This window comes from Candidatus Zixiibacteriota bacterium, from assembly GCA_034003725.1.
GTDB lineage: Bacteria > Zixibacteria > MSB-5A5 > GN15 > FEB-12 > WJMS01.
Map to the genome: position 1 here is coordinate 68,732 of JAVEYB010000013.1, position 22,028 is coordinate 90,759.

The following is a 22,028-nucleotide window of genomic DNA, read 5'->3' on the forward strand; positions in this document are numbered from 1 at the left end:
TCAGTTTCCTTCCTTCAAAAGCTCAGACCCGATCGCATACAGCCAGGCGCTTCGGGCGATATGGTAATCGGCGACCGCCGCGGCCAGCGATGACTCGGCGGCCGCAAGCGTCTGTTCTATTTCCAGCAGGCGGTTGCTCGCGAGATCGCCGTCCCGATGCCGCGTGCGGGCGAGCCGGTAGTTGTCGGTGGCAATCTCAAAACGCGTGCGTGCGGTCAGATAACCGTCATACGCAAGCTGCAGCTGCTGGCGGCGAAGCTGCGCCTCGCGATTCAACGTCTCGCTGACCTCGTCGTAGTGGCGGTGGGTGGCCTCACGTGCATATTCCGCGGCCCGCACCTGTCGACCCGTCTTGTTGCCGGTATTGAACGACCAGGTCAGCCGCGCGCCGACCGTGAAGTAGTCGTTCCACGTGTCGTTGAACCGGTCGAGATTCGGTTTGCCGTACGACCACCCGCCGAACGCGGCAAGTGACGGCAGGTAACCGCCCCGCTGCATGCGCACTTCCGCGTCGCCCACCGCAACCGATTCGCGGGCCGCACGAAGTTCCGGCTTCGTCTCAGATACCGGCTCCGTCGGCGGCAGGGCCGAGGGCTGGTCGATCGGCTCCGTCAGCACGAGCGACTCCTCATAATCCAGCCCCAGCAGCGTGAGCAGCCTGATCTCGGCGCTGCGGCGGGCGCCGGCTGCCTGCGTGCGTGCCAGATCGGCCTCCGTGAAATTCAATCGCGCTTCCAGAAGGTCGGTCGAGTCGGCGACACCGGCGTCGTACATCGACTGCACGTCCTCCGCCGTGATTGTCGCGCGCTGCCGTGACGCGTCCGCAGCCGCATGCAGACGGTCGAAACGATACAATTGGTAGTATTCCACCCGTGTCTGCAAGTACACCTGATCGACACTCGCCGCAGCGAGCGCCTGATTGACACGCGCGATTGCCGAGGCGCGGTCTATGCCGCCCGAAATCCGGCCCCCGGTGTACAGCGGAAAAGTCAGGCGGACGTCTGTCTGGTAGTTCTCGTTGGTCCCGAGCTCCCGCGAAAACGACTGCCCGAGCGGCAACGCGATATCCAGTGTCGGCACGTAGTCGACATACGACGCCATCGCCTGTAGATCGAGCACCGGCAGCCGGTCGCGTTGCGCGGCGCCGTGAAGTGACACCGCGGCGTCGGCGTTCGCCTGCGCCTGCTTCACCGCCAGCGAGTGCTCGCGCGCCAGTCGAAAGGCCTCGGTCAGGCTCAACTCCCGCGCCGAAAGAACTCCGGACGGTATCAGGACGCACAATGCAAAGTAGACAAGATATCTCATCGGGTCACCTTTACGCCGTGAAGGAATACGTCGACGACCGCCTCCTGTCGTTCCTGCAGAAACGTTTCCGTATCCGGTATCTGCAGCACCTTGGTGATCATCGGGGCCATCAAAATCGATCCGATATTCAGGGCGAGAAACGACGCCAGTGTGTGGCGGACATCGAGCGTTCGTATCGTGCCGTCGCGCATCTTCTCCTGAAAACGCTCCAGCAGTTTCTGCGGCGCGCCGGACTCGCGAATGATCGACGAGATCATCGTGAGAATCTCGCTCTCTGGTTCGGCGAGCTCGCGAAGTAGGATGCGCGGCAGCGCCGCGTGGTTGCCGGCAATCTTGAAGTAGATTCGACTGGCGTCGCGAAGAAGGTCATCGAACGACGACTGCACGCTGGCGCGATTCTTGATTTCATCCAGCGCGCGGCGATAGATATCGGCGATCGTCTCGCGGTACAGGTTTTCCTTGGAATTGAAATGGTAATAGATCATGGCCTTGTTGACCGAGGCGCGTTCGGCGATCCGGTCGACCCGTCCGCCGGCGAGACCGTGTTCGGCGAACTCCTCGAGAGCGGCATCGAGAATCCGTCGTCGAGACGGTTCCGTATCGGCGGGATCGGGGGGCTTCAGTCGGCTTTTCTGGTCACTCATATATAACCAACCATTCAGTTAAACTAACTTGTTAGTTAATATAACGGCAGAAGGAGGGAGAAGTTCAAGGATTTTTTGAGGGATTCATGATATTCTTGTAACTTATTGACCCGCTATGCGATAGACGGGCAAATCTGGCCGCTCGCGGCATGGTTGGCAGGTAAGTCATTGGCATGAAAGGTATACGGGGCATCCCCATCATAGGAGTGCCCCGTTTCTGTTGAAGCCGCGTCAGTGTCGATTACTTGTCGGTGCCTCGGCACGGAGCCGGGGGCGGACCTCCGTTGATCAGGTAATTGACAAGACATATCGCATCTGCCAGATCCACACTACCATCGGGGTCTCCCGTCACATTTGCCTCGAATACACAGCCAATCGGCTGTCCCAGAAACAGCCAATCCACCAGAGCCGTTATATCGGACAGGTCGACGATATCATCGGGGTCACCGTTGGTGTTGCCGGTCATGCCGGTGCAGCACCCGTACTTGATCTCCATGCCGTGCTCGTACCAGATATCGACCATTGCCTGGGTGTGACCCTGAGACTGTCCATACTTGAACCAGGAATCCCAGAAATCCATTAAGGTTTGTGGTCTTGCCCCAGGACCAGCCTTGTCCAGTAATGCTGTCAGGATCGGCTGAATACCAAGGGACAGTGAATCTCCGACACCATCGGCTGAATGCGGCAGGGGCAGCACATTCCATTCGTTCCGGGAACTGAATTCCTCAATCCCCGTCTGGTTGTCGTATATGTCCCGGAAAACACCCGCAACCGACGCCTCACAGTCCGTGCCGCGAGTGTTTGCCGAACTGTCGGGTGTGAAGGGCCCCGATGTACCGCTCACTCCAAATACACCTGTCTCAACATCAATCCAAGAAGTATCTTGGAAGTCATTCCATGCGTTAGACGTTCGCGCTTTGCCCAGGCAGTATGCCGCCCAGAAGTGCGCCCATCCTTCACTGGCTGCGAGACCATCGGATACCTTTAGCCAAAAACTATGCGTGCCGCTGCCTTGTTGAAGAATGTCGAGCACCTTGGCAATCTTATGACCATGTTCGTGTAGAATCGTGGCACGGTCGAAAATGTCCAGCCCCGGTGGATCAGGGTTGGTGACATCAGCCGCTATCGTAATCAGGTCATAGATAGTGTCACCGTATCTCCAGAGGTAGTTGGAATAATCTCTGTCGGGGCCAGCCCAGATATTTACGGTGTCAATGAAGTCGTTGGGTCGCAATTCGGACCACTTGAGCCAACTATCCAGAACCGCATCCACCAGGAAGAACTCATTTGAATGCGGCCAATATATCCAGATAGGCGGCGTAGCTGACCCAGGCCCCTGAAAACTGACATCGCCGCTCCTCACGTCGTTTTGAACGTAGCTATCGAAGCTCGCATAGTCGAAAGCCTCCGGAGTCAGATGTGGAATCACTTGTTCCGCCAGTGCCCCTGACCCATATCTCGGGCTTCCCTCCACCGACTTCGCAGATCCCTTCCATGCAACTGCCGCGTCGTTCATAGCCCACGCCTTAACATAGACATCAAGTCGAGTACCATCTTGATCCACATTGGACACCTGTTGGAAAGCAAAACTCCCCCACTGATCAGTTGTCGCGGAATCTAACCATTGGTCTGGTCCGTCAACGTTTTCATCCCACAGTTCCACCCGAATGTGTCTTGCCGGTGAGTAGGTGGCTGATGAACCACCGTTCGCCAGGTGTTGATATTCCACATGTCCGTATACCTCAATGGATGGCGGCCGAACAAGGATTGGCGGAGTGATCCAATTGTTGTCCAGTTCAGTGCTCTCGTCAACCTGGCCATCATCATCAATGTGAAGTTCCAGAGTGACGACTCCCTCGGGAAACGAAACGGGTACAGTGGGGACGATCAGTTGCTCCCCGGGGGACATTCCGGGAATGGTTTTGGAGTGGACAGAGATTCCGTTCATATAGATCCGGCATACAAAACTCCCGGAGGCCTCAACGCCGTTATTGCGGAGGGCATAGCTCACGTGACTGGTTTGGCCTGAGTACACGGGAGTCGGATAGGCGATGGCACCGGACCAATAGTTCGGCACATACCACTGCAGGTTTGGCTCGGGTGGCGGCGGGTCGAGCCACTGAAGCACCCGCGATTGAGCATTGTTGGTGTAATCGCTCTCTTCGAGGTCGTGGTCCTGATTGGCTCGTACGACTATAGTGTGACTACCAGACGGAGATACCACGATTTCATTGTTGGGAAATTCCATCTCCTCTCCTGCATTGATCGCCGAAAAACAGGGAATTGTAGAAATCAGATACTGGGAGGATTCATAGATATCGTAGACTCTGATATTAAACTGGCCAGCCGCATACTGGCCCTGATTTCTTATTGCGAAACTGAGATATGTTGTCTCGCCTGCGTACAGAGTAGTAGTCTGAGTGCTGCCCCATTCGTTCGCGAACACAAGAGGATGATCCCAGCTAATGGGCTGATAGAATGTTAAATCGGGATACGTCAGAGCATCACCTTCAACCCTGACATCGTCTACGAAGACACCTCGTCTTGCGGACACGGCGTTCGACTTCACAAAACGGAACGCAACATACACGCGGTCCCAATCATCTGCAACGTAGATCGTGAATACTCGCCAGTTCTCGGCGGAAGTAACCGTTGCCTTCAAGGTCCAATCCGAAGTCGCTCCTGTTTCCGATATGTAACAATAGAAGCCACCCTGCAGACTGGGATCGAGGTCGGAGTACAGACGGAACGTTATAGTGTTGTTCTGTGTTGACTGCAACGAAACCGCACTATCCATCTCCATCCACGTCGTGTAGGCGTCGACAATATAGTCACAGGAGCCCATCCCCACTCCGCCTGCGGGCCAAACGCTCCCGGTTGATGAGTACGTTTCACAGGTCTCATAACTGCCAGAGACGGGTCCCCACCAGTAGAACCCATCTTCCGCCCAACTGGTCCAGGTTGTGTCGAAGAAACCAGAATCGAAGCCGTCGTAAAACAGGGTGAGCGATTTGTCTCCTGGCGGCTCTCCGTCTGTTTCATCCGCAGAAGTCTGACCGGAGCTATCCGACGTCGAGGCGCCACCTTCTCTTGGGTGAGCCCACTGCCACGAATCAAAACTGTAACCCTTGATCCCTCGATCGATGATTTCTCTCATCTGTCTGAACTCGATGGTCACTTTGTAGTAACCGTTCACCTGAGTGGGAGCGATGGAATCAGTCAGATAACGAATGAACTCCATATCATCGGGTTCTCGCAAGTCCAAAACGAGAACTTCGGGAGAGTCCGGGGCGCGACCCTTTGGCTTGTGGTCGCCGAGCAGCTCGCCCGTGGAAGCCAGTGCGATTGGCTCGAACTTGTTCTCTCCGCGCCGTCTCATGAAAAGAGTGTCATCCACGGTCAGCCACTCTTCATCCGTATAGTCCAGTGGAGTTCGCTCGAGACGTTCCATCTTCTCCCGTTCGCTCTCAGGCGGTCGATTGGGGCTCAAGTGCTGGTCCCACAACTCCCTGGGCATTTTGGCGATTATTGAGTCCGTCTTGCCCAAAAGAACCCATCCCGAATCGAGCTCGTCCTCAACGCAGAAACCCCACTGCGCCAGGCCGGCGGTGTCCTCAATCCGAGTCACGACCGGTGCGACGTCATATCCTTTCCACCGGCTCCTGGGCTGAGGGACAGTATCGGGAGGGAGAATTCTAATCTCCTGTTGATCTGGGGGTGGCCCATAGATATCCTCCACCGTGACGATCTTCCGCGGCGCCTGCTGGTAGTTCAGGGGGTAGACATTGGGTTTACTGGGGTCCCCGTAGTAGATAAGCGCGCGATCGCCCCTCAAGTCGTACCACCGACTACGGGAAGTCTTGTGGTCCCCACGAGTTACGACGACGCTAATAGAACTGAGTTCCCCATCCGGGACCCGATAGGTAAAGTCGACGGCGAACGTGTCGCCAACTTGTCCCGGCCATGAGTAGTGTCGAGGTCCGTCGTATTCAAGTCCAACGATGCTGTCGATTTCGATTTGGAAGTCATCACCATCGAAGGCAGGCCACACAGCAAGCGTTCCATGGGCCACTCCTCCCGTATCGGCAACTGAACCGATCCCGAACTGCACGTGGAAGGTGGTGTAGGATTGCCCGCTGGCCAGAGTGATAGCAGCAGAGGACAACATCAAAACTGAGACAGCTAAGAACTTCAAACTGCGCATAGCACGCCTCCCCGATTTGTGCGGCCGGATCCGGCCGCGATTTGTTGCTGACTGACAATCAATAATAAAGACGCTAATGGGCGCGGTTTCGTCAAGGGGTCAGTCGCCCCCCCTAAGCCCCTCGCATGAAACGCCTTGACAGGAACCCGCCGCCCCGCTATTATGTTATTGAAGTGTTAGGACTTCATCCCCCTCACCCTCGCCCGCCCGGCCGTCGTGTGTCCGGTGACTACAGATACGAATGTTCCGTTTCTCAACATACTCTTTTAACCAGGGAGTCTATCATGAAAAACCTGCTCACACTGCTGGCTGTCCTGCTGGTGGCGATTTGTCTTGTCGTCGACCAGTCGATGGCCAAGGACCGGCCGTTCGGCTATCCGGATGACGGCGATTCGCACCCGTGGGGTGGCGATGAAGCCACCATTGACCCCGGCGACGGCCTCTACGGTGGTCCGCGCGCGGCCGCATTGGCCACCACCGGCATCCTGCCGCTGGATATCCTCATCAACGAATTTATCGTGAAGCCTTTGATTCGTGAATCGAGCCGCACGAGCCGCATGGTCGACGAGCCGATTCGCAAGGCGGACTACATCACGCGCACGCCATACTACAACCGCACCGAGCTGCAGCGATAAAGGGTGACGACTATGAATACCACAGATGACAACGGCAGAGAGTTTGCCCGGTCGGTGGCTCACGCCCTTGAGTCGCTGCTGGGCCGACGCGATTTTGCCGGCGCCATCGCGCAGTTCGAGTCGCTTCGCACCCAGGTCGAACCGATCGGGGCCGAGGCCGCGCGGGTGTATCGCCTCGCCGCCAAAGCCTACGCGGGACTGGCCGATCTGAGCGCGGCGTTGAAACACGCCCGCCTGGCCCAGGCCGCCGCCGAACAGGATTCCGACCGCCTGCTGCTCGCCGACGTCTTCATGACGCTCGGCGCGGTGCTTCGCGACTTGGGCGAGTTCCGGGAAGCCGAACGCGCGTTTCGCGACGCCGAATCGGTGTTCCGCCGCAACGACAGCCCCGAAGGTCAGAGCCGCGCGCTCAACCAGCTCGCCGGCCTGTTCTTCCGGCAGAACGATTACCGCAACTCGCTGACTGTGCTCATGGATGCTGTCGAGATCGCCCGCAGGCTCAACGATAAGAAGAAGCTTGCGTTTATGATGGGCAATATCGGTCGAATCTGCGCCTTCACCGGCGATTTCGCCGATGCGATCAAACACCTGCAGATCAATATCGATCTGTCGCGCGAACTGCACGACGACCTGGAGAGCGCGCGGGCCGAACTGTCTCTGGCCCACGTGTATATCCAGCAGTCGGAGTTCGCGGCGGCCGAGCAGGCGCTCGAACACGCCTACCCGATCATAATCGCCCAGAACAGCCGCCGCGACGAGATCTGCTACCTGACCTATCTCGGCGAACTGTATTACCGCGCCGGCCGCTACGACGAATCCGGCGACGTGCTCGCACAGGCGGTGGGGATGGCGCGCGGCGCGAATGTCGAGTCGCCGATGCTGGGCCGGGCGCTGCGGCATCTCGCCGAACTGGCGATCCGCCGCAATGACTTCCGTACCGCGGAGCGCCACGCTGCCGCCGCTACGGCGATCATGCACAAGGCCGGCGACCTGGTGGAAACCGGTGCGCTGCTGAAGATCAAGGCCCAGATAGCGGCATCGCGCGGCAAACCCAACGAATCGCGCGCGTTGTTCGCAGACGCGATCGAAACGCTGGACCGCTCCGGCGTGCGATGGGAGAAAGCCGATGCGTTTGTAGCCGCCGGGTGCGCCGAAGTATTCGAACAGCGGCAGCGCCTGACCTACCTGTTCCGGGCGGAGGAATTTTTCGCCCGTACGCGCAACCGGTTCCGGCACGAGGAAGTCGGTCGCCTGATCGGTGCGATGGATCGTCCCGCTCCCGCCGTGGTGACACCATCGGCGTCACGACCTGTCGACACGCCCGACTACGTCACCTGCAACAAGGAGATCCTCAAATTCAAGGCGCAGCTCGCCATGTACGGCCGAAGCGATCTGCCGCTGCTACTGTGCGGCGAGACGGGGGTCGGCAAGGACCGCATGGCGCGTTATTTCCATTCGCTCGTGCGGCCGAACGGCCCGTTCAAGCCGATCAACTGCGCCGCCGTGCCGGATACGCTGCTCGAGTCCGAGTTGTTCGGCTACCGCAAGGGCGCGTTTACCGGCGCCGAACGCCACAAGGATGGGCTGTTTCTGCAGGCGGACGGCGGCGTGCTGTTCCTCGATGAAATCGGCGACATGCCGCTCAGCTTGCAGGCCAAGCTGCTCGGTGTGCTGGAGCGGCGCACGCTCATGCCGCTCGGCGGTACCAGCGAAGTGCCGTTCGACGTCAAGCTGGTGGCTGCGACCAATCATGATCTCGAGGCGATGGTGGAATCCGGCGCCTTCCGCCGCGACCTGTACTATCGCATCAGCGGCGTGACGTTTACGCTGCCGCCGCTTCGCGAGCGCAAGGAAGATATCGGCCTGCTGGCCGGGCACTTCATGCGCAGGCGCGGTTTGCTCGCCGAGGGCGAGCCGGTGCCGGCCGAATTGCTCCACCAGTTCATCCGGTACGACTGGCCGGGCAATATTCGCGAACTGGATCAGCGCATACAGCGCCTCGAGATGATGGCCGAGATGGTGGCCGAGGGAGATCTGGTCGAATTGAGTCACTCGCTGTTCGGCGGCGACGCTATCGCGAGCGCCGAAACGGAGACCCTGTTCGATCGGGTTGAGCAATTCGAACGCGAGTTGCTTCGCGACGCACTCGCCGCCGCAGGCGGCAACAAGAGCGAGGCTGCGCGACTGCTCGGTATCCACGAGGCCACCGTACGAACGAAGCTGAAGCGCTATAACATTTCGTTTGATTCGCCGCTGCCGAATTGAGCGGCGAGAGGCATGATGTTGGGCATGGGCCGACCCGGGGGCACACTCGAGGGGTCAGCATCCGGTCTCGGGTGATGTCGCCACGCTGCGACTCACCCGGCCGGCCATGCCTGAGGCGTGACGACAAGGATTGTCGGTTGCGCCAGTATAAAAGCAACTGAGTTGATTCGGACGGTGGTTCGTGAGACCGTACGAATCACACGGTTCCTCCCTGGTTACGGTAAGCGCCTGTTTATCAGGCGCTTACCGTTTTTTCTGCGCCGGAGTTCGTACGTCTGTACGAAGCACGATTGCATCAACCGCCGCGAGGCAATTCACACGACGGCGTAACCCCTTGTCACACAGCACACTAATACCGACACCGCGGCGCTGTTCACATTCGGCACAGCCGTTGCTTAAGATGGAACTGTCATTTTACTCCTAAGCGCTGTTAGTGCTTGGTAGGTCCTCTTTTCTTTGGTGGATTGCCACCCGCATTCGAGGGGAGTGCGGGTGGTATATGAGAACTCAAAGGATCGCACACGCGATTGTTAGTATACCCCTACCATCCAGCCGGGGTCGCCGTCCTTGCCAGCCGCGACCCCGGCCTTAATTTGCCCGCATACGTGCTCGCCACCGTACACACCGTCCTCCGCGACCAACCGTAGAATCGTCCACCCTCCCGGTCGCAACAATCGATACCGTTGTAACCGGACCGCGGGTATGTCGTCACACGGCCTGCTCCGTCAGCACGCCTTCGGCAGCCGACCGTCCCGTGCCACCACTCGCTTTTGTATTTACAAATGGCCCTCAATGCCTTAGACTTAAGTATGCTCCGCGACGCTCTGGGATTGATCGAAACCCGTGGTTTGGTCGGTGCGCTCGAGGCCGCCGATGCCGCCAGTAAGGCGGCCGATGTCCGGATTTCATCGATCAGTTCCAATGACGACGCGTTGGTCGTGATCCGGATTGAAGGAGATCTCGGCGCGGTGCAGGCGGCGGTTGATGCGGGGGCGCAGGCCGCGCGCAAACTCGGCCACCTGATTATCGCCCGCGTGTTTGGCCGTCCCACCGAAGAACTGACCGGCCTTCTCGACGACAGACCGGGTGGAACGGAAATCCCCGTGCTCAAAAGAAAGCCTGCTGACTCGGTTCCTCGACCGGTCGCGGCCCCCAAACCAGCCCGGGCGATCAAACCAACCAGACCGTCCCCGGCGGCACGGCCCGTCCCAGAAGCGAACCCGAGCCCCCGGGCTGAGCAAGCGCCCGCCGAACTGCCCAAAACGGCGCCCTCGGCTCACCCGGCAGCAGGCGGTTTTTCCATGGCCGACCTGGAGGCCTTGCCGGTGGTCAAACTCCGGCAATACGCCCGGACGCTTGCCGACCTGCCGATTCAGGGTCGACAGATTTCCATGGCCAACAAGCAGCAGCTGCTTGAGGCCATCCGGTCAATCTCCGCTGCCGGGTGAAACGGACCGCTGAGCCGGTCGATACGGACTAGATGAACTTCGACGGAGGGTATGCATATGCGAAACCACAAGTGGCTTACGATACTGCTGGTCGCACTCGGAATCGGCGCGATTCTGGCGATCATCTACCTGATTCTTCGCACGACCAACATCCTGACCCGCCTCACCGAGCGCGAGAACAACGTCATACAGACGGTGGACTGATTGCGGCTGTGGTTGGCGTACGTCCTCGTGCGCCAACGATCACCGCAACATGCAGATGAGTAGCCCACCCCCACCACGGCGGGCAGGCGTCCCGGGTGGGTACACTCCGGGGAGGAGAAGCCATCAAAGACAAGTACACCGGCCCTTACCGTCGATTCGATCTCGATCAACGCGCCAATCAGTACGTGTTTAAGTGCGTGAGTGAGATGTTCTGGTACGGAAAGCTCGACTTGGCCCTTCTCCAGCTCATAAGTCCCAATCAAGGGAAGGTGTTTACGTATTTGCCAGACGACTACGAACCAGATCACATGTACAGGTTCGAGGAGTCGTGGCTGGCTGACGGCCGATCTACGGTGCCGTACATGGAGAAGCATGTGAGAACATTCCTTCAATCAGCACCAGACCGAATCGCGGTTGGGCAGGCGAAACTCCTCAGTCGCGGAGACAAGTGGGTTCCGAAGATCCAATCTCCTGTGTACTTCGATCAAGATCGGGTGTATTGGAGTTTGTCTGACGAAGACGCGCGGAAGCATACGCGCGATTGGATGCAGCTCAACATCACTGGTGACTGGCAACCGTGTTTGTTTCTGACCTCCCTCCCCAAAGAGATGCGTCCTCCAGATGGTAGTGATCTGACGTCGGAGCAATGCGAATACATGGCCTCTCACACCGAAGTCATTATCCTCAGCGTTTATGATTACGACGGCTACTTGATCTGGGAGCTACGCTGAGAGCGAGACTTTGTAGGGCAGTACCCGAACGCGAAGCTTGACGCGGTCCTGCCATTGCCCGCCACGCCGACTGGCGGAACCGCTTCGACCTCCGGTCCTGGGTTCCACCCTACAATTGAAGATAGATTCCCCGTCGTGGCGGGGAATGACAAAGCTGTATAGCGCGTCAAACATGCGCCGCCTCCCCGTGCCCCAAAACCCCGAAATCAATTGATTTTCGGCCCCGCTTTCGTATACTCCGACGAAATAGTCAACCTTTTGCGGTACTGAGGAGTATCGCCCATGAAACAGATTCTCGTCACCGGCGCGGTCGGACAAATCGGATCCGAGCTGGTCGGGGCTCTTCGCGAACGCTACGGCGAAAGCACCGTCATCGCCACCGACATCCGCATGCCCACCGACATCGAACTGCGCGACAGCGGCCCGTTTGAATTTCTCGACGTGCTCGATCCGCACCACATCACGCGGGTGATGCAGATATACGATGTCGGCACCATTTATCATCTTGCCGCGGTGCTGTCGGCGGTGGGTGAGTCGCGCCCCAACGTGGCATGGCAGATCAATGTCAACGGCCTGTACAACATTCTCGAGGCCGCCCGGCAGTATCATTGCGCGCTCTTTTTCCCCAGCTCGATCGGCGCGTTCGGCGAAACCACGCCGAAAGACAACACCCCGCAGGATACGATCCAGCGGCCGAGCACGATCTACGGCGTCACCAAGCTGACCGGCGAACTGATCTGCGACTACTACCACAAGCGCTTCAACCTCGACAGCCGGGGACTGCGCTTTCCCGGCCTGATCTCCTATGAAACCGAGCCCGGCGGCGGTACGACCGACTATGCGGTCTCGATCTTCTACGAGGCGATCAAACACAACAAATACACCTGTTACCTTCGTCCGGACACGCGGCTGGACATGATGTATATGCCCGATGCGCTTCGGGCGATGATCGAGCTGATGGAGGCCGACCCGGAACGGTTGCGGCATCGCAACGCCTTCAACGTGACCGGGATGAATTTCACGCCCGACGAGCTGGCGGCGGAAATCCGCACGCATCGGACGGAGTTCGAGATCGACTACGAAGTCGATTCGGTGCGGCAGGCGATTGCCGATTCGTGGCCGAACTACATGGATGACTCCGCCGCCCGTACCGAGTGGGGATGGAAACCGCAGTACGATTTGTCCGCGATGACCTCCGACATGCTCGAGAAGCTGACCCACAAGGCCGCGCTCGACGGCAAAGCGAATATAGCGAGAGGACGATAAAACATGCCGCTTTCGAATTTCGTTCGTGACCTGCAGGCCGGGCTCGATGAACTGCAATCGTCGGGGACGGCGAAAGGCGCCGAGTTTGTAGTGCGCGAGGTCGTTCGCCCGACCGGCGAAAAAGGTCCGCGGCTGAAACTGGTCGGGTTCGGCGACAAGGAGTTCGTGCGCATGAACGCCAACTCCTATCTCGGCATGTCCATCCGCGAGCAGGTGATCGGCGCCGAGGAGGATGCCGCCGCACGATACGGTGTCGGCCCGGGCGCGGTCCGGTTCATCTCCGGCACGTTCGAGCCGCATGTCGAACTCGAAAAACGGCTGGCCGCTTTCCATGGTCGCGAAGCGTGCATGATCACCAGCGCCGCGTATACCTCGGTGATGGGCGTGATCGCCACCCTGACTACCCCGGAGACGATCATCATCTCCGACGAGCTCAATCACAACTGCATCATCAACGCCATGAAACTGGCCCGCCCGAAAGACAAGCTCATCTACAAGCATGTCAATATGGGCGAACTGGAAGATCGGCTGAAACAGGCCGCCGGCGCCTGCGAGCACGTTATTGTCGTCACCGACGGCATCTTCAGCATGCGCGGCGTCTACGCGCCGCTTGACAAGATTCATGCGCTGGTTAAAAAGTACAACGACCGGTTCCCCAAAGATATCGTCCTGATTGTCGATGACTCCCACGGGGTTGGCGCGCTGGGCGAGACCGGTCGCGGCACCGAAGAGTACACCAAGTGCGGTCAGGTCGATATTCTCGTCGCGACCCTCGGCAAGGCGCTCGGCGTGAACGGCGGCTATATCGTGACGAAAAAGGAGATCGTCCAGTACCTTCGCGAGAAAAACCCCTTCTACATCTACACCAACCCGATCACGCCGTCCGAAGCCGCGGCGTCGATCGCTGCGCTCGATCTGCTCGACAGCCCGAAAGGACGCGAGTTGCTCAAACATCTCAAAGCCATGACCGAGAAGTTCGAGAAGGGGCTGACCACGCTCGGTTACGAAACGTTCCCCAGCCCCCACCCGGTTACGCCGCTCATGGTGCGCGACACCGACCGGACCAGAGACATGGTGGCGTTCCTGCGCGAACACGGCGTCCTGGCGACCGGGCTGAACTTCCCGGTGGTGCCGAAAGGCGATCAGTCGATTCGTTTCCAGGTGGCCGCCGACCACACGCCGTACGATATCGACTACGTGTTAGGCGTGTTGGCAAGATACAAGAAGGAACGTGGATAGGGCTCACGCCGTGGGACAGGGGCCTACACTGTGGGCCCTTCAGCCAGGGGAAGACATCAGGGCGGGCCGGAAACGGCCCGCCTTCTTCTATCGAAGATACGTCCTCGTAGGTCAGCTCCGGTCGCGTCTGAAATTCACCTATGTTCTACCGATGCTTTCCGAGCGACCGGTGCTGACATCCAGCCCTTCCGGAACGATCCGCAAACCAAAGCGTTATAAGCTACTCTAGTTGAATCGCCGACTCGGGCGGATCCGAAGGCAGAATCGCCCTGCGTCGACATGTCAGGTCTGGCTGCGCGTGAGGACGTACGCCACCCACAAAACGCACGAGGTTGAGAGGACAGCCATGCAGTCTTTATCCGGCAAAGTCGTCGTCATCACCGGCGCATCGCGAGGAATCGGTAAAGGGATCGCCGAACTGTTTGCCGGCGAGAATACCAGAATCGTTCTGGTCGCGCGCAAAAAAACCGAACTCCAGGCAGTGGCGGATTCGCTCGGCCTGCCCAAAAAACAGGTCGCAATCGTCACCGCCGATATCTCAAAGGCGTCCGGCATGCGCAAAGTTGCAGCAGCCGCTTATCGACGGTTCGGCAGCCTCGACATCTTCATCAACAACGCCGGAGTCGGCTTCACCGGACCGATAGTCGATATGGACGAAAAAGACTTCGACCGGATAGTCGCAACCAATCTGAAGTCTGTCTTCTTGTGTTTCCGGGAGGTCATTCCGCGCATGCAAAAACAGGGCGGCGGGCAGATCATCAACATCTCGTCAATGGCGGGCAAGCAGGCGGTCCCGAACATGGCCGTCTACGCGGCATCGAAAGCCGCGCTGAACGTCCTGTCGGAATCTGTCGGAGGTGAAGTGCGCAATGACAACATCCGCGTGTGCACGGTTGCGCCCGCGTCGACCGACACCGGTTTCGGTTCGCGCGGCGGCCCGAAGCGTCCGGCAGGCAACGCCGCGACAAAGCTGACCGTATCCGAAGTCGCCGCCACCGTGCTGCACGTGGCCAAACAAAACCCCAACGCCTGGGTATCGTACGTCGACATCCGCCCGCTGGCGAAAAAGGGCTGACCGCGTCAGTTCGGCGGCCCCGACCGTGTACGATCCGGGGCCGCCTTTACCCCCTCCTGCGCGTCTGGTCCCTACGTCGGACGACGTACGGACGCCAGCCCCCCAAGAACTATCTGCTGCATTTCACTGTTTAAGCGTGCAGTCTGCGTGTGCACCGATGCCGCCGACAACAGGCGTTCATCGACACAATACCGCATACGGGAGTGAAGGATAACGAAGGTCGGGGATCTGGAGACTGACCGAATCTCACCGGCAAGATAGACAGAAGCATCGACGAAGTCAAGTACTTTGCGCCGTTGACAGGCGTAAGCATGTCGGCTATACTTGGACACTCTACACCAACCACATCGAGAGAGGATATGGCTAAACACAGGGTCACGTTGATTCCGGGCGATGGTATCGGCCCGGAGGTAACAGAAGCGGCGGTACGGGTTATCGAGGCCGCCGGGGTGGATATCGAATGGGATCGCCAGGACGCCGGATTGACGTCGATCGAGAAAAACGGCGAGTCGGTACCCGATGCCCTTCTTGATTCGATCCGCGCCAACAAGGTTGCGCTCAAGGGACCGCTGACGACTCTGGTCGGCAAAGGCTTCCGCTCCGCCAACGTGACGCTTCGCCAGAAACTCGACCTCTACGTAAACCTCCGCCCGGTCAAGTCGATCGGCGGCGTCAAAAGCCGTTTCGACAAAGTCGACCTCGTCATCGTGCGTGAGAATACCGAAGACCTCTACACCGGCATCGAATCGGTCGTGTCGCCGGGTGTGGTCAGCGCCATGAAAGTCGTGACCGAAAAAGCCTCGTACAACATCTCGCGATGGGCGTTCGAATATGCACGCGCCAACAAGCGCAAAAAAATCACGCTCGTCCACAAAGCCAACATCATGAAAATCAGCGATGGTCTTTTCCTGCGCATATTCGAAGAGGTGGCCAAAGACTATCCCGATATCAAGGCCGAGGACAAGATTGTCGATGCGCTGTGCATGAACCTCGTGATTGATCCCACCAAATTCGACATGCTGCTCCTCGGCAATCTGTTCGGCGATATCGTCTCCGATCTCGCCGCCGGGCTGGTCGGCGGACTGGGTGTGGTCCCCGGCGCCAATATCGGGGCCGAGTACGCCGTGTTCGAGGCCGTGCATGGATCCGCGCCCGATATCGCAGGCAAAAATATCGCCAACCCCACCGCATTGATTTTCTCGTCACTGCTCATGCTTCGCCATCTCGGTGAACACGCCGCGGCCGACCGCATCTGGCGTTCGATGGTCCTCTCGCTGGCGATCGGACAGCACCTGACAACCGATCTCGGAGGGGCATGCACGACCACCGAGTTTGCCGACGAGATTATCAAAGAGATAAAGACGCGCTCGAACTGAGCTGAATACAGCCGGTACGGTACGCCCTCGCCTGAGTCTCGCGCCGCAGGCGCCAAAATCGCTTGTCGATCGCCGAAATTCTCGTACCTTGAGAGAGAGCAACTCTGTTACGGAGCGTGAGTATGGCCACCGATGGACTTCTCTGCTGGAACTGCGGCAAACCGACCGGCATCCTCAATAAAGTCGCACGCAACGATCAGTGCGATAATTGCCTTGCCGATCTGCGCTGCTGCCGGGGATGCCGGCATTTCGACCCCACTCGCCGCTACCAGTGCCGCGAAAACGTCGACCGCAACATCGTCGACAAGGAAAAATCGAATTTCTGTGACTTCTTCCAGATGCGCAATGTCGTCAAACGCCCCGGCGGCGTAACCACAACGCCGGCCGAAGAGAAGCTGGACCGTAAGCGTCGCTTTGATGATTTGTTCAAGGAATGAGACCAGTCATACGATCGGAAACGACCCTGCCATGCTGCATTATTCCTTACGCTCACATACCTGTGCGATAGCACTCGGCGCGATACTGCTTTTGACGCTCGCGTGCTCCAAACCGGCCGTCAAAGTCGGATCGGTCGACGGCGCCGTGCGGGCAGTCAACAACTGGTCGATCGAATGGAGCGGCCAAAACCAGCAACCCGCAGCGGCGGATATTACCGGTCTCGACGACGTCCGTACGAAATACGGCTTGCCCGAGTACTGCCGGGATTATGTCGACGAAATCAAGCACGTGCTCGCGCGCGACTATGCCTTTCCCTTCTATGAGAACATGCCCCCGACCGGCCGGATTGTCGTGACCCTGTACGGCACCCGCCTTTCCAGGGCCGAAAGCGCCCGAACCGATGCCGAACGAGTACTGGATGAACTCTCCGGCGACTGGCCGGAAAGCGGCCATGTCGAATCGGCCGTCCGCGAGGAAGGGTTCGACTGGGGAAGAGATGACGTCGTCAAGAAGGTCGATATCACCGTGTACGACGTCACCGGCAAGATACTGACGCAGATCTTCATCGGCGGCAACTCTGCTGATCGGGTCAAACCCGGCTTCGTCGCCGAATCAATCAACAAAGCTTTCTCAGGAAACTAGAACCCTGCAGAACCGACAGCCACGCTCACTATCGCTTCGTGGTCTTTTCGTCTTGCATCCCCCGTTATTGCGCGCGCAGCGTCTCCACCCACGTCGCGAGAAGCGCTGCGTGCGAAGCCGGGTCGCCGCCGACCGCCCCAACCAGTCGCCCGGCAACTAAACCGGCGGTCACCGGTCCCGCAACCGGATCAACGAACACGCCGCCGTAATTCTCGTCGAACCCGACTGCCGGTACCGGCGTCAAACTTCCGCCAAGCGAATCCGCGTACGCCGATAATGCCAGAAACTTCCTGCCGCTTCGATCGCCGGTGCAGAAGACGGTACAATCAGCGGTGTCCACCCGGTAACGACAGGTGAGTACCGAGTCGAGCTCACTCACGCCCATGTAGTCGAACGGCACATAACGATACGTGGCGAGCGTCCGGCCTTCCTCCGGAAACACCGCGAATTCTGTCGGCAACCGGTCGTCGAGACCGATCTCCGCGCCGATACTCACGCCCAGTCGCTGCACCAGGTCCGATCCGCCGCCGTTGTCGGCAATCGCGGACACTGTGACGACGTAGTGACCGTTCACGAAATAGAAGCTGTTGCCTTCCATGTATCCTTCGGCCCCGAGCTTCGTCAGGTACGCGCTGTCGGGACGGGTGAGCGCATAAAACCCATAGGCGTCGAGCGGGCTCGCAAATTGGGCGACTTCCACCGAGAGCCGCGCCGAATCCGCATCGTACAGAGCCGCCGCCAGTCCCACCAGCCGGTACGTGTAATAGTCGTTCGACCGCGCCCCCATGTACTGCTCGAGATCGGCTTCGGTCTTGCAGACGCTCATCTTGGCCAGCGAAATTCCCGGCAGACTGCCCGGAAGATGCGAGTCGGCGTCGAATTGCCCCGCGGCCAGACCGCGTGGCTGTTCTTTGTCTTCGGATGAACACCCTGCTATCCACAACGCCACCGGCAGCGCAAGCAACAGCGGAACAAGCCGAAGCGTGCGTATCGTACTCAGTACAGGATCAGAATCGTAGTAACCAGCCATAGCACCACCGTAACCAGAATCGGTACATCCGTCAACAGCACCCGCACCGGGGAGCCGCCCTTGTCTTTTTCATGAATCAGGAAGAGGTAGCGGAATATCCCGTACACCACGAACGGAATCGTCAGGTAAAGCTTGTCCGTTCCGAGCTTCTCGGACACTTCCGATGAAAACGTGTAGAGCATGTACACCACCAGCACCGAGGGTGTCGTGACGGCGATCATCTGGTCCAGCAGGTAGGCGGAGTACCCCGCGAGACTCTTGCGATGCTGCTGGGCTCCCTGCTCCAGCAGAACCAGTTCGTGTCGGCGTTTGCCGAACGTCAGAAACAGCGCCAAAAGCAGCGTGTTCATCAGCATCCAGTCAGACGCGGGAACGTCGATCGCTGCCGCCCCGGCCGCCGCGCGGATCACAAAACTGATCGCCACTGTGATGACGTCGATAATCACAATCCGCTTGAGCGCGAGCGTATACAGCAGGTTGAGACCCACGAAAGCGAGGGCGCTCACGAAAAACGCGCGGTTGACCATCCATGCCCCGCCCAGCCCGACCGCCAGCAGCCCGACCGCCAGCAAAAGCGCCAGTCGCACGGACACCGCCCCGGACGCAACCGGGCGGTTTCGCTTCACCGGGTGTCTCCCGTCCGTCTCGCGATCGATTACGTCGTTGATCGCGTACAACGCCGATGACAGCAGGCAGAACAACAGTGCGGCAACGACGGAGATTTCGAATTTGGCGACGTTCCGAATCTCCCCCGCAAACACGAGCGCGGCAAACAACAACCCGTTTTTGGTCCATTGCCACGGGCGGATCAGTTTGATCACCTGCGGGAACATAATCCATGATAGCCGTTCGCGATGAGCGGCTCAAGTATTAACTGGAGAACGGCAGCGCTCGCTCGATGGCGGGGTAGAAGGCGCGGAAATAGGACTCCGCACGCGAGAGAGCGCCGTCCAGGCCGCCGCCCTCCTCGTCAATCGGCATGGTCAGCCGCACGATGGCGGCGTCGGTCGGCCGGAAAAACAGGGAGTTCATGACCAGGTCCCATTTCAAACCGAATTCACTTCGGATCGCGCCTCCCCGCGTCTCGAACCAGTAGAGCATCAACTGCCGGCGGCCGCGATCCGCAATCACCAGCCGATTGATCTCCTTGCGTGACCCGTCGGGCAACAACAGCGCGTACGGGTCGTGGTGGAGAATCTGCCAGCCGCCGCCCGGAAGACAATGCTTGGGCGAATGAATCTGGCTGCCGTACTTCTGCGACTCGAAATACGCGATAAACAGCCAGTACGGCTCCTGATCGGGACCCTGATAGAGCCGAAGCGTCGTGGTGTCCGCCTGAAGTATCTCATAGTTGTATTCAGAAAAGCGATACTCCTCGCCCCGATAACCGTTCTCCTCGTACGGAATTGAGCCGAACTCTGCCGAGCGATGCGGCGGATTCTCCGCGTAACGAAGAAAATTGCCGAATGCCCCGCCAATCAGCAGAAGAACGGCCGCGAGCAGCACGGGCTTTCTCATGGAAACACCTTCCGAAGAATCTGTCCCACGATAAACATGAGAATGAACGCCACGACGAATACGGACAGACCCATGATGGAGTGCAACGGTTCGTGGGTCACGTTTTCGGTGACGGTGTAGGCCAGAAGCGAGGTCACAAACACACGGAAAACATTCGCCACGACCGCGATCGGAATCGTGGAAAGAAACAGGATCAGCTTGCCGGCGAACCGGCGCTGAGTCGTATACGCGTACAGTGCACCCAGCGCCAACAAAGCCATGACCGACCGCATCCCCGAACAGGCCTCGGCCACCTCGAGCGAGTACCCCTGAATATGAATGATATTGCCCTGCCGCACGGCGCCCATGCCGATAAAATTCAGCACGCCGGCGGTGATCTTCGACGCCAGCAGTTGCATCGGAAACGTCGCCGCGAAATAAACCACGTACGGTATGGGCACCATGAATATCAAAAATACCAGTTCGAACCACGTCTTGCCGATTACGCGCCGTCCGAACAAGAAATAGACAAGCCCGAAAAGTGATACGACAAACGAAACGCGCAGCGTGAAATACTCCGCCCCGCCGTTCGCGAAAACAAACAGCAGCATCCCGAATGCGACGATTGCGAGCCCGAGATAGTCGACCGATGCAGCGATAGCATTGAGTTCGTCGCGCTTTTTCCAAAGCAGATAAGCGGAGACCACGGGGATCAAAAAGCCGTGCGAATAATTGCTGTCATGCCACCAGTCGCCGATCAGATCGGCCAGCGTCGGCAGGTAAATGATGACCAGCAGCGCAAACGGGATGGCAAGAAATCCGGCGGAACGGACCGGTCGGGCGTCCAATGTCTCGGTGGTCATGGCTATAAGGTACGTTTGCGATGAATTGAGTACAAATAGTATATTGATTATCGGGCGGTCCGGTCGATGCCTGTATGGTTGGCGGCCTCGGCAAGCTCGAATCGGGGGAATCGGGCCCGACGTAACGCAATCGCCTTTAGACTTGTTTGAACCGGCGGCGACCGAGATATTACGCTGTTTGTACAACTAATCGACGGGGTACGATCCCCACGAAGACGACATGATGATACGGCGACGAAGGCACCAGCGAACACAAAAAGCCCACTATTGCCTGCTGCTCAATCCGGCTGCCGGGCAGTTTCGGCAGGAGTCCGTGGACCAGCTTATCACGGCGATTCGGGCGGCCGAAGGCCAGTATACGGTGATCAGGTCGGAGTCGGTGCAACAGGCCGCGGCGCACGCCCGTGCCACCCTCGGGGTGGCCCAGGGGCGGCGCTCCGTTCCTCCAGCCATCTCCCGCCGGGGCCCGGTGACCTCGATCATCGCGTGCGGCGGCGACGGCACCTTTAACCTCGCCGCACGGCTGGCCGTCGAGGCCGACATGCCGGTCGGCGTCCTGCCGATGGGTCACATCAACAATATCGCGCGGAGTCTGCTTGGCCCGGACCAGACCCCCTCAAAAATCATCATCGGCGGCAACTACCGCAAAATCGACATCGGGAAAGCGGGCGACTACAGCTTTTTCGGCTCGCTCGGCATCGGTTTCGTCGCCAGCCTCGCCGAACATCTCGAAGGACGCCGCCCGCCTCGGTTCGGCCTGGGATGGTCCAAACTCGGCGGAACCGCTGCCGCCAGCGTCAAACCGGTCCGCATGAATATCAAAATCGACCGCTTCCTTTTCGAAGTAACCCCGCTCATCCTCAACGTGAACCTCCTGACCTACTCCGGGGGCATCCCGCTGTCTCCGACCTCGGTCGCCGATGACGGTCTGGCGGAAGTGATTTTCGACCAGGGCGGCGCGATGGGCGAGTTTTCCACGTTTACCAGGCTGGTGGCGAAGCACAAGTACCTGTACGGTGAAAAGGTGCAGCTGTACCGGGGCAGGATCATCAAACTCGCCCCCCTCAAGGGCCGGCGGCTGTACATCGACGGCGACTTGATTGAGCCGGCGGACTCGGAACTCCCGATCGAGGTCAGGGAGAAGGCCCTGAAAGTCTTCTGCTGAT

General features: G+C 58.9%; 19 protein-coding genes. 12 read left to right on the top strand and 7 right to left on the bottom strand.

Features of this window, described 5'->3' with window-relative positions; genetic code table 11:
* The 3 genes from RBT76_13325 to RBT76_13335 form a co-directional block, all read right to left on the bottom strand.
* Positions 1 to 1,305, bottom strand: coding sequence for a TolC family protein (locus tag RBT76_13325; protein ID MDX9858766.1), 1,305 nt, complete (start codon positions 1,303 to 1,305; stop codon positions 1 to 3).
* A complete protein-coding gene (locus tag RBT76_13330) occupies positions 1,302 to 1,949 on the bottom strand; it encodes a TetR/AcrR family transcriptional regulator (GenBank protein MDX9858767.1) in 648 nt (215 codons plus the stop codon). Before RBT76_13330 ends, RBT76_13325 begins: the two co-directional genes overlap by 4 nt.
* Positions 1,950 to 2,190: 241 nt before the next feature.
* Positions 2,191 to 6,153, bottom strand: a complete 3,963-nt coding sequence (locus tag RBT76_13335) for a CARDB domain-containing protein (protein ID MDX9858768.1) — start codon at positions 6,151 to 6,153, stop codon at positions 2,191 to 2,193.
* 284 nt (positions 6,154 to 6,437) lie between these two features.
* Here RBT76_13335 and RBT76_13340 point away from each other — a divergent pair, with 284 nt between their 5' ends.
* The 11 genes from RBT76_13340 (at position 6,438) to RBT76_13390 (ending at position 17,472) form a co-directional block, all read left to right on the top strand.
* Positions 6,438 to 6,788: a hypothetical protein gene (locus RBT76_13340; protein MDX9858769.1), complete on the top strand. Its 351-nt coding sequence runs from the start codon at positions 6,438 to 6,440 to the stop codon at positions 6,786 to 6,788.
* Between the two features lie 12 nt (positions 6,789 to 6,800).
* The gene (locus RBT76_13345) at positions 6,801 to 9,053 is read left to right on the top strand and encodes a sigma 54-interacting transcriptional regulator (protein ID MDX9858770.1); all 2,253 of its coding nucleotides are present in this window, start codon (positions 6,801 to 6,803) and stop codon (positions 9,051 to 9,053) included.
* Between the two features lie 809 nt (positions 9,054 to 9,862).
* Positions 9,863 to 10,501, top strand: coding sequence for a BMC domain-containing protein (locus RBT76_13350; protein ID MDX9858771.1), 639 nt, complete (start codon positions 9,863 to 9,865; stop codon positions 10,499 to 10,501).
* 57 nt (positions 10,502 to 10,558) lie between these two features.
* Positions 10,559 to 10,705, top strand: coding sequence for a hypothetical protein (locus RBT76_13355; GenBank protein ID MDX9858772.1), 147 nt, complete (start codon positions 10,559 to 10,561; stop codon positions 10,703 to 10,705).
* A 95-nt stretch (positions 10,706 to 10,800) separates the two neighbouring features.
* A complete protein-coding gene (locus RBT76_13360) occupies positions 10,801 to 11,436 on the top strand; it encodes a hypothetical protein (GenBank protein MDX9858773.1) in 636 nt (211 codons plus the stop codon).
* A gap of 282 nt (positions 11,437 to 11,718) precedes the next feature.
* The gene (locus RBT76_13365; GenBank protein MDX9858774.1) at positions 11,719 to 12,702 is read left to right on the top strand and encodes an L-threonine 3-dehydrogenase; all 984 of its coding nucleotides are present in this window, start codon (positions 11,719 to 11,721) and stop codon (positions 12,700 to 12,702) included.
* Between the two features lie 3 nt (positions 12,703 to 12,705).
* Positions 12,706 to 13,941: an aminotransferase class I/II-fold pyridoxal phosphate-dependent enzyme gene (locus RBT76_13370; GenBank protein MDX9858775.1), complete on the top strand. Its 1,236-nt coding sequence runs from the start codon at positions 12,706 to 12,708 to the stop codon at positions 13,939 to 13,941.
* A 346-nt stretch (positions 13,942 to 14,287) separates the two neighbouring features.
* Positions 14,288 to 15,016: an SDR family oxidoreductase gene (locus tag RBT76_13375; GenBank protein ID MDX9858776.1), complete on the top strand. Its 729-nt coding sequence runs from the start codon at positions 14,288 to 14,290 to the stop codon at positions 15,014 to 15,016.
* A 359-nt stretch (positions 15,017 to 15,375) separates the two neighbouring features.
* Positions 15,376 to 16,392 (top strand): isocitrate/isopropylmalate dehydrogenase family protein, encoded by a 1,017-nt coding sequence (locus RBT76_13380; GenBank protein ID MDX9858777.1) that lies wholly within the window; start codon positions 15,376 to 15,378, stop codon positions 16,390 to 16,392.
* Between the two features lie 122 nt (positions 16,393 to 16,514).
* Entirely contained in the window at positions 16,515 to 16,829 is a 315-nt protein-coding gene (locus RBT76_13385) for a hypothetical protein (protein ID MDX9858778.1), read from the top strand.
* Between the two features lie 31 nt (positions 16,830 to 16,860).
* Positions 16,861 to 17,472 carry a hypothetical protein gene (locus RBT76_13390; GenBank protein ID MDX9858779.1) on the top strand — a complete coding sequence of 204 codons (612 nt, stop codon included), beginning with the start codon at positions 16,861 to 16,863 and terminating at the stop codon, positions 17,470 to 17,472.
* A 64-nt stretch (positions 17,473 to 17,536) separates the two neighbouring features.
* Here the strand turns inward: RBT76_13390 and RBT76_13395 are convergent, their stop codons facing one another.
* Genes RBT76_13395 through RBT76_13410 form a run of 4 tightly spaced genes read right to left on the bottom strand, consistent with a single transcriptional unit; the run spans position 17,537 to position 20,862 of the window.
* Positions 17,537 to 18,502 carry a hypothetical protein gene (locus RBT76_13395; protein ID MDX9858780.1) on the bottom strand — a complete coding sequence of 322 codons (966 nt, stop codon included), beginning with the start codon at positions 18,500 to 18,502 and terminating at the stop codon, positions 17,537 to 17,539.
* Positions 18,469 to 19,323 (bottom strand): decaprenyl-phosphate phosphoribosyltransferase, encoded by an 855-nt coding sequence (locus tag RBT76_13400; protein MDX9858781.1) that lies wholly within the window; start codon positions 19,321 to 19,323, stop codon positions 18,469 to 18,471. The genes RBT76_13395 and RBT76_13400 overlap by 34 nt, the downstream gene beginning before the upstream one ends.
* 49 nt (positions 19,324 to 19,372) lie before the next feature.
* Complete coding sequence (locus tag RBT76_13405; protein ID MDX9858782.1) at positions 19,373 to 20,020, bottom strand: EpsI family protein; 648 nt, start codon at positions 20,018 to 20,020, stop codon at positions 19,373 to 19,375.
* A complete protein-coding gene (locus RBT76_13410) occupies positions 20,017 to 20,862 on the bottom strand; it encodes an exosortase/archaeosortase family protein (GenBank protein ID MDX9858783.1) in 846 nt (281 codons plus the stop codon). Before RBT76_13410 ends, RBT76_13405 begins: the two co-directional genes overlap by 4 nt.
* A 220-nt stretch (positions 20,863 to 21,082) precedes the next feature.
* Between RBT76_13410 and RBT76_13415 the strand changes: the two genes are divergently transcribed.
* Positions 21,083 to 22,027, top strand: coding sequence for a diacylglycerol kinase family protein (locus tag RBT76_13415; GenBank protein MDX9858784.1), 945 nt, complete (start codon positions 21,083 to 21,085; stop codon positions 22,025 to 22,027).
* The last annotated feature ends 1 nt before the right edge of the window (position 22,028 follow it).

Bases quoted from the DNA above. Each gene is read 5' to 3' on its own strand.
- RBT76_13395 (MDX9858780.1), bottom strand. From the start codon at position 18,502: ATGGCTGGTTACTACGATTCTGATCCTGTACTGAGTACGATACGCACG.
- RBT76_13415 (MDX9858784.1), top strand. From the start codon at position 21,083: ATGATGATACGGCGACGAAGGCACCAGCGAACACAAAAAGCCCACTAT.
- RBT76_13375 (MDX9858776.1), top strand. From the start codon at position 14,288: ATGCAGTCTTTATCCGGCAAAGTCGTCGTCATCACCGGCGCATCGCGA.
- RBT76_13350 (MDX9858771.1), top strand. From the start codon at position 9,863: ATGCTCCGCGACGCTCTGGGATTGATCGAAACCCGTGGTTTGGTCGGT.
- RBT76_13330 (MDX9858767.1), bottom strand. From the start codon at position 1,949: ATGAGTGACCAGAAAAGCCGACTGAAGCCCCCCGATCCCGCCGATACG.
- RBT76_13390 (MDX9858779.1), top strand. From the start codon at position 16,861: ATGCTGCATTATTCCTTACGCTCACATACCTGTGCGATAGCACTCGGC.
- RBT76_13355 (MDX9858772.1), top strand. From the start codon at position 10,559: ATGCGAAACCACAAGTGGCTTACGATACTGCTGGTCGCACTCGGAATC.
- RBT76_13365 (MDX9858774.1), top strand. From the start codon at position 11,719: ATGAAACAGATTCTCGTCACCGGCGCGGTCGGACAAATCGGATCCGAG.
- RBT76_13405 (MDX9858782.1), bottom strand. From the start codon at position 20,020: ATGAGAAAGCCCGTGCTGCTCGCGGCCGTTCTTCTGCTGATTGGCGGG.
- RBT76_13385 (MDX9858778.1), top strand. From the start codon at position 16,515: ATGGCCACCGATGGACTTCTCTGCTGGAACTGCGGCAAACCGACCGGC.
- RBT76_13345 (MDX9858770.1), top strand. From the start codon at position 6,801: ATGAATACCACAGATGACAACGGCAGAGAGTTTGCCCGGTCGGTGGCT.
- RBT76_13340 (MDX9858769.1), top strand. From the start codon at position 6,438: ATGAAAAACCTGCTCACACTGCTGGCTGTCCTGCTGGTGGCGATTTGT.
- RBT76_13370 (MDX9858775.1), top strand. From the start codon at position 12,706: ATGCCGCTTTCGAATTTCGTTCGTGACCTGCAGGCCGGGCTCGATGAA.
- RBT76_13380 (MDX9858777.1), top strand. From the start codon at position 15,376: ATGGCTAAACACAGGGTCACGTTGATTCCGGGCGATGGTATCGGCCCG.
- RBT76_13410 (MDX9858783.1), bottom strand. From the start codon at position 20,862: ATGACCACCGAGACATTGGACGCCCGACCGGTCCGTTCCGCCGGATTT.
- RBT76_13325 (MDX9858766.1), bottom strand. From the start codon at position 1,305: ATGAGATATCTTGTCTACTTTGCATTGTGCGTCCTGATACCGTCCGGA.
- RBT76_13335 (MDX9858768.1), bottom strand. From the start codon at position 6,153: ATGCGCAGTTTGAAGTTCTTAGCTGTCTCAGTTTTGATGTTGTCCTCT.